Annotated in this window: 5 protein-coding genes; 4 read left to right on the top strand and 1 reads right to left on the bottom strand. The window is 55.9% G+C overall.

Features of this window, described 5'->3' with window-relative positions; all coding sequences use genetic code 11:
- Nucleotides 1-287 precede the first annotated feature (287 nt).
- Nucleotides 288-518 carry a hypothetical protein gene (locus tag U8T64_RS12600; protein WP_322183994.1) on the bottom strand — a complete coding sequence of 77 codons (231 nt, stop codon included), beginning with the start codon at nt 516-518 and terminating at the stop codon, nt 288-290.
- A 225-nt stretch (nt 519-743) separates the two neighbouring features.
- On the opposite strand from U8T64_RS12600, the gene U8T64_RS12595 reads away from it, so the two are divergent.
- The 4 genes from U8T64_RS12595 (at nt 744) to U8T64_RS12580 (ending at nt 5,631) form a co-directional block, all read left to right on the top strand.
- On the top strand, nt 744-956 hold the full coding sequence (locus U8T64_RS12595) for a helix-turn-helix domain-containing protein (RefSeq protein ID WP_322183992.1): 213 nt from the start codon (nt 744-746) through the stop codon (nt 954-956).
- Nucleotides 957-1,250: 294 nt separating this feature from the next.
- Entirely contained in the window at nt 1,251-2,132 is an 882-nt protein-coding gene (locus tag U8T64_RS12590; protein ID WP_322183990.1) for a glycosyltransferase family A protein, read from the top strand.
- A 2-nt stretch (nt 2,133-2,134) separates the two neighbouring features.
- Complete coding sequence (locus U8T64_RS12585; protein ID WP_322183988.1) at nt 2,135-3,880, top strand: ABC transporter ATP-binding protein; 1,746 nt, start codon at nt 2,135-2,137, stop codon at nt 3,878-3,880.
- Complete coding sequence (locus U8T64_RS12580) at nt 3,877-5,631, top strand: ABC transporter ATP-binding protein (RefSeq protein ID WP_322183986.1); 1,755 nt, start codon at nt 3,877-3,879, stop codon at nt 5,629-5,631. The genes U8T64_RS12585 and U8T64_RS12580 overlap by 4 nt, the downstream gene beginning before the upstream one ends.
- Nucleotides 5,632-6,000: the final 369 nt, after the last annotated feature.

The raw sequence follows: 6,000 nt of genomic DNA, 5'->3' as shown, positions 1-6,000 counted from the left end.
CCAGCAACGACCGAGTTGACAAACGAGAACGGGTCAGAGCGGTTGTTGTGCCCCAGTGGGGCACGTTCAGCAATGTCTGAAGCGACAGCTGAGTTCTCCACTGGAGACCTTCCCCCCACCGGGACGCGCTCACCGTTCGGCGGTCCCCGCAGACTGCAAAGCAGTCTGTTTCCCCTCTATAAATAAGGGGAGGCAAGAGGTAGTGCTACTTGTTAGCTCTCCAAATTGTAGTTCAGTAGCGCTCTTAGGCTTTTGATCGCAATACATTCGCATGGGGCAAAAAGCTTTTATGCTTCCTCCTTTTTTGGCAGCATTTCTATTTGGCACAGCAGCTCTTCGATTTCCCGTTCCAGCTTTACGGGCTCGGAAAACCCGAGGAACCGGCGCAGCGCCTGGTATGCGGCTAAATTGTTTTGAACGGTGCGGTAGGAATTCTCCTTGGTAGGGTCGGCATTGCCTGCTCGCGAGTTCCACCATTCGAGAAGCCACTTGTCCCGCTCCAGATTCCGATGCACCATAGACAGGATTCTTTTCCAGGGGACCTCCTGCTGAAAATTATATTCCCTCATTTGCGTTTTCCTTCATAATATAAATTTTAATGCTAATATTATAGTCTTAAATAGCACATTTATCTATAGTAAAGATAATGAAATTTCTTATAGTGTTATTTCTGCAATTTGTCAATATTCCTAAATGAGTTTACAATGTTATTGATATGTAGAATGTTATTATGAGGTTAACTTATGACTTTAGCAGAGCAAATCAAGGTGCTGTGTGCTTATTCTGATCTTACTCAGGCGGAATTGGCGAGGAGATTTGGAACGAGCCCACAAAACTTCAATCGCAAGCTGAAACATGAAAAATTCTATCTGGATGACTTAAAGCGCATCGCGGAGCTGACGGATTCGGAATATCATTCCTTCTTTGTGCGAAACGGCGGCCAGACCATTGAATAGCGGGTCCGGCGGAAAGCGCTTTGCCTGTAGTCCTTTTTCGGGCGTGTTTGTCCTGCCCGGCCATATGAGAAAAGGTTCTCTTACAGAGATTTTTCAAACTGTCAATGAACTTTCTCTTGCGTTTCAGTACGAACCTCTTGGAACAATCCTTTTCGCCACGCTCAAAAGTCCCCTTGTGGGGGCTTTTTTATTTTGCCAAAACCGCGTGATTTTTAACCGTTCGTGCAAAAAGGGTTGTGAGGGAAAGGAAAAGGCCTTATACTGCAAAAAAGACTCTTTTAAGGAGGCGGCACTGTGAAAAAGATTTCTGTGATCGTTCCTGTGTACAACAACCCCAGGGAGCTTTCGCTTACGGTGGAATCCGTGCTGGGGTCCGATTTTCCGCTGGAGCAGGTGGAGGTGCTGGTCTGTGACGATGGCTCAAGCCCGAAGCTGGAGGCGGCGGCAAGGCAGTATGAGGGCCGAATCACGATCCGGTATTTTTGGCAGGAGGACAAGGGCTTTCGCCCCGGCACGGCGCGGAATATGGGAATCCGGGCGGCGGAAGGCGAGCTGTGCCTTTTCCTTGACAGCGGCGTGATCGTTACCAGCACCTGTCTTTCCGAGCACTACCGGCTGTACCGGCAGCAGGGGGAAAAGATGGTGGTGATCGGCTATATTTACGGCAACGACCTGACCTCCGACCTGAGTGAGATGCGGGAGATCATCGACAGCAACACGCCGAACGAGGCCGCTGCCATCATGGAAAGCCGGAATATGCGGGACGGCAGGGAGCGGGACTATGCCCAGTGCGGCGACGAGCTGTACCGCTGGCAGGCGCCCTGGATCGTGCTTTGGAGCCTGCACTTTTCGGTGCCCACCGGGTTTCTGCGGGAAAGCGGCATTTTCTTTGACGAATTTTACAACACCTGGGGCTGTGAGGACAACGATTTCGGCATTGCGCTTCACGGCAGGGGGGCAAAATTTCTGCTGGCGAGAAACGCCAAGGCTATTCATTACCCGGCCAAGGTGAGAAGCTATGACAGGCTGCAAAACGACCCGGAATTCCGGGCGGGCTGGCAGAAAAACCGGGAATATCTAAAGAAAAAATATGCGGAGCACCCGCTGGTACAGCTTTGGCTCACGGAGGGCGGCAAGGCCGTGAAGGCTCTGCCCCTGCTTGACAAGGAGGGGTAACTATGGAAGGAAACCCGCTTTTGCGGTTTTATATCGACAACAAAAAGCATCTGCCGGGGCTGCTGGTGATCGTGGGAATCTCTCTGCTTTCCGGCGTGCTGAAAATGCTTTCCGCCACCTACTGGGGCAAGGCGGTGGATTTCGGCGTGGCGGGCCTGGTGGAGGAGATGATTTTTTCCGCCGTTTTTATGGCGGTGTTCATTTTGCTGGACTGCGCCCGTACCGCCTTTCACTACCACGTGATCGGGCGCATTACGGAAACCATGTTTTTGGAGGTGCGGGGCCGTGCCTTTGAAAAGGTGACCCGGGGAGACGCGGCGGTGCTGGAGGAAAAATTCCGTACCGGAGATATCGCCGCCCGGCTGAATAACGATATCGATCTTTTGAGCACCTTTTCCGCCGGGCACCTGAGCCATTTTTCCCGGCAGATCTTTTCCGGGATCTTCGGGCTGATCTCCTGCATTTTTATTTCCTGGCAGCTTTCCCTTGCCTACCTGATCATTCTGCCCCTGTCCCTGGGGCTGGTAAACGCCATCAGCAAGCCCATTCAGGCCCAGACAAAGAAATCTATGGATCACACCGGCTCCGCCATGAGCTGCGCGGCGGACGCCATTTCCGGCGCGCTGACGCTTAAGGCCTTTTCCGGAGAGCAGGAAATGGAAAACCGGTTCGGAAAAGCGGCGGACGCGGCCTACGACCAGGCGGTGCGCTCGGAAAAGATCACCATGAAAATGACCGGCGTGCGGTATCTTGCCAATGTGATACAGACCATGAGCCTGTTTCTTATCGGCTCCTTCCTGGTGTCCTCCGGCAGGCTCAGCGTGGGTATGTTCATCGCCTTTGTCACCATGAGCAATTACATCACCGAGGCCTTTTCCCAGTCCGATTACGTGATCCGCACCGTGCGCAATACCATTGCCAGCGCCCGGCGGTACTATGAGGTCATCGATATTCCGGACGAGCAGCGGGGCGGGGTCAAAAAAGCGGCGGCAGAGGAGCCCTGCACGGCGGAAAAGCTGGATTTTTCCTACGCACCCGGCGGGAAACAGGTGCTTCGGGGGCTGACGCTGCGCATTCCGGAAAACAAAAGGGTCGCCATTGTGGGGGCCAGCGGCTGTGGAAAATCCACCCTGCTGAAGCTGATCTGCCGGTTCTATTTTCCGGACCGGGGAAGCCTTCGGCTGTTCGGAGTGGAAACGGAGGACTGGGAGCCGGACGCTCTCAGGGAAAACATGGCCATTGTCACCCAGGAGCCCAGGCTGTTTGACGGCAGTATTTTTGAAAACCTTTCCTACGGCAGGCCGGGCGTCACCCGGGAGGAATGTGAGGCGGTGCTGCGGGACGTAAGTCTCTGGGACTTTGTCAGCAGCTTCCCGGAGGGCATGGATCACCCCATCGGCGAGGGCGGGCTGACCCTTTCCGGCGGCCAGAAGCAGCGGCTGTGCATTGCCAGGGCCATGGTGAAGCAGGCAAAGCTGGTGCTGCTGGACGAAGCCACCTCCGCCCTGGACCTGCAAACCGAGCGGGAGGTACAGGCTTCCCTGGAGAAGCTTTTGGAGGGGCGCGCGGCGGTGATCATTGCCCACCGGCTTTCCACCGTGCAGAACGCCGATTATATCTACTGTATGGAGCAGCGGGAGGTCATTGAGGAGGGCATGCCCGGAGAGCTGCTTCAGAAAAAGGGAAGGTATTATGAAATGTGCAGGCTGCAGGGGCTTGTGAAGCGGGAAGAGGAGGGGGAAGCATGAGAAAAACATCGGGTTTTGGGCTGTATCGCTTTGCCTTTTCCTTTTTGGGCCCCAGCCGGAAGAAGTACCTGCTGGGCGTTCTGCTGGGCTCCTGTGAGCTGGCGCTGCTGTTTGCCATGCCCTACCTGAACGAGACCCTGATCGACCTGGTAACGGGAGCAAAACAGGGGAATCTGGCGCTGACGCTGCTTCTGATGCTGGGGCTGTTTCTGCTGCTGGTGCCCCCGGTGGTGCTGGGCAGCTATCTGCAAAGCGTTTCGGCGGAGGAGGGCCTTGCCCGCATGCGAAAAACCATGTTCCGCCATATTGCCCGGCTGCCCTATTCCACCCTGACAGAGTATAAAACCGGAGATTATATCACCCGGCTGACAAACGATGCCAGCCGAAGCGCCGGAACCTTCCGTTCCTTCGGCATGACGAACCTGATCCGCTTCGTGGTGGTCTTTACCGCCACCCTGATCCTCCTTTTGGTGAGCGACTGGCGGATCGCCGCGGCGGGCATCGTATACGGCGGGATCAACCTGGTCCTTTCCCTGTATCTCAATCCGCTGGCGAAGCGCATGGATCGGGACGCCAAGGAGGAGATCGCGGGCTCCGCTTCCTTTTTGATCGAGGCCCTTCGGTCGATCCCGGTGATCCGGGTGTTCGTCATGCAGAAGGTGCTGGCGGAGCGCTACCGGAGGATCTGCGCCGTGATCAAGGAAAAGCGGATCAAATACCAAAATATCATCGGCATTACTTACGGGGTGGTGGATTTCTTCGCCCAGTCCGCCCAGGCCGTTGGGTTTATCCTGGGGGTGCTTCTGGCCGGAAAAAACACCACCCTGGGAAACGCGGTGTTCAACGCCACCCTCATGGGCATGATGGCGGATTCCATTTACCGGCTCAGCACCTTCCTGCTTCTTGCCCAACCCAACCTGGTGGCCATGGAACGGGTGAAGGAGCTGCTGGAAAAGCCCCTGGAGGATCTGGAAAGCGGGGAAACGGAGGTGGAGCTGTCCCGGGAAAACGCCCTGGAGCTTCACGGGGTCAGCTTTTCCTATGACGGAGTAAACAAGGTCATCGACGGCCTTTCCTTTACCCTGCGGCGGGGAGAGCGCCTGGCCATCGTAGGCGGCTCCGGCGGAGGAAAATCTACAGTGATCAAGCTGCTGGAGGGCTTTTATCAGCCCACAGAGGGGGAACTCCGCTATTTCGGAAAAACAGGACTTTCCCTTTCCCGCCTGCGGGGCCTTTTCGCCTATGTGCCTCAGGAATGCACCCTGTTTGACGGGACTATCGAGGAAAATATTCGGCTCGGAGCTCCCGAAGCCAGCCGGGAAGAGGTGGAAAACGCCGCTCGCCTGGCGGATATCCATGACTTTATCATCAACCTGCCGGAAGGCTACCGCACTCAGGTGGGCGAACAGGGAAGCGGACTTTCCGGCGGCCAGAAGCAGCGTGTGGCCATCGCCAGGGCCATTCTGAAAAACGCCCCGATCCTGCTGCTGGACGAAGCCACCGCCTCCCTGGACTCCGCGGCGGAAAAGGAAGTGCAGCAATGCCTGGACCGCCTTTCCGGCGCCAGAACCACCATCACCGTGGCCCACAGGCTCTCCACCATCGAAAACGCGGACCGCATTCTCGTGATGGAAAGCGGAAAAGTGGTAGAGGAAGGCTCCTTCCAAGAGCTCCTAAACAAAAACGGCCCGTTCCGAAGGCTGTACGAAAGCCAGAAAAAAGCAGCGGCGAGCCGCCGCGGGCACTCGTGAGGCTGCTTGGTACGGGAGAGCAGTTTCTGACCCGACCGTTAGCAAGATGATAGGTTGAAATTCAGCGAGCTGCCGAATAGCACTAACCCCTTGCCTTCCCTTGCTCCGCAGAGGGGAAACAGACTGCTTTGCAGTCTGCGGGAACCGCCGAACGGTGAGCGCGTCCCGGTGGGACGCTGGTGCGAACCGACCGAGCCGACAGGCGAGAACGGTGGAAGGGATAGTCACACGCAGAAAGTGGCATAAAACCGCCAGTTTTAATCCCCTCAGTCACGGCGCAGCCGTGACAGCTTCCCCTTACTCGCGTAAGTGGAGCCTAAGAGCGCTGCTGAACAATAATTTGTGGAGCTAACAAATAGCACTAACCTC

The sequence above is a fragment of the Neglectibacter caecimuris genome, assembly GCF_034335015.1.
Taxonomy (GTDB): Bacteria; Bacillota; Clostridia; order Oscillospirales; family Acutalibacteraceae; genus Acutalibacter; species Acutalibacter caecimuris_A.
This window is presented reverse-complemented; position numbering and strand designations above follow the sequence as displayed.

Coding starts and splice junctions, on each gene's coding strand:
- U8T64_RS12585 (WP_322183988.1), top strand. CDS start 2,135: ATGGAAGGAAACCCGCTTTTGCGGTTTTATATCGACAACAAAAAGCAT.
- U8T64_RS12580 (WP_322183986.1), top strand. CDS start 3,877: ATGAGAAAAACATCGGGTTTTGGGCTGTATCGCTTTGCCTTTTCCTTT.
- U8T64_RS12595 (WP_322183992.1), top strand. CDS start 744: ATGACTTTAGCAGAGCAAATCAAGGTGCTGTGTGCTTATTCTGATCTT.
- U8T64_RS12600 (WP_322183994.1), bottom strand. CDS start 518: ATGGTGCATCGGAATCTGGAGCGGGACAAGTGGCTTCTCGAATGGTGG.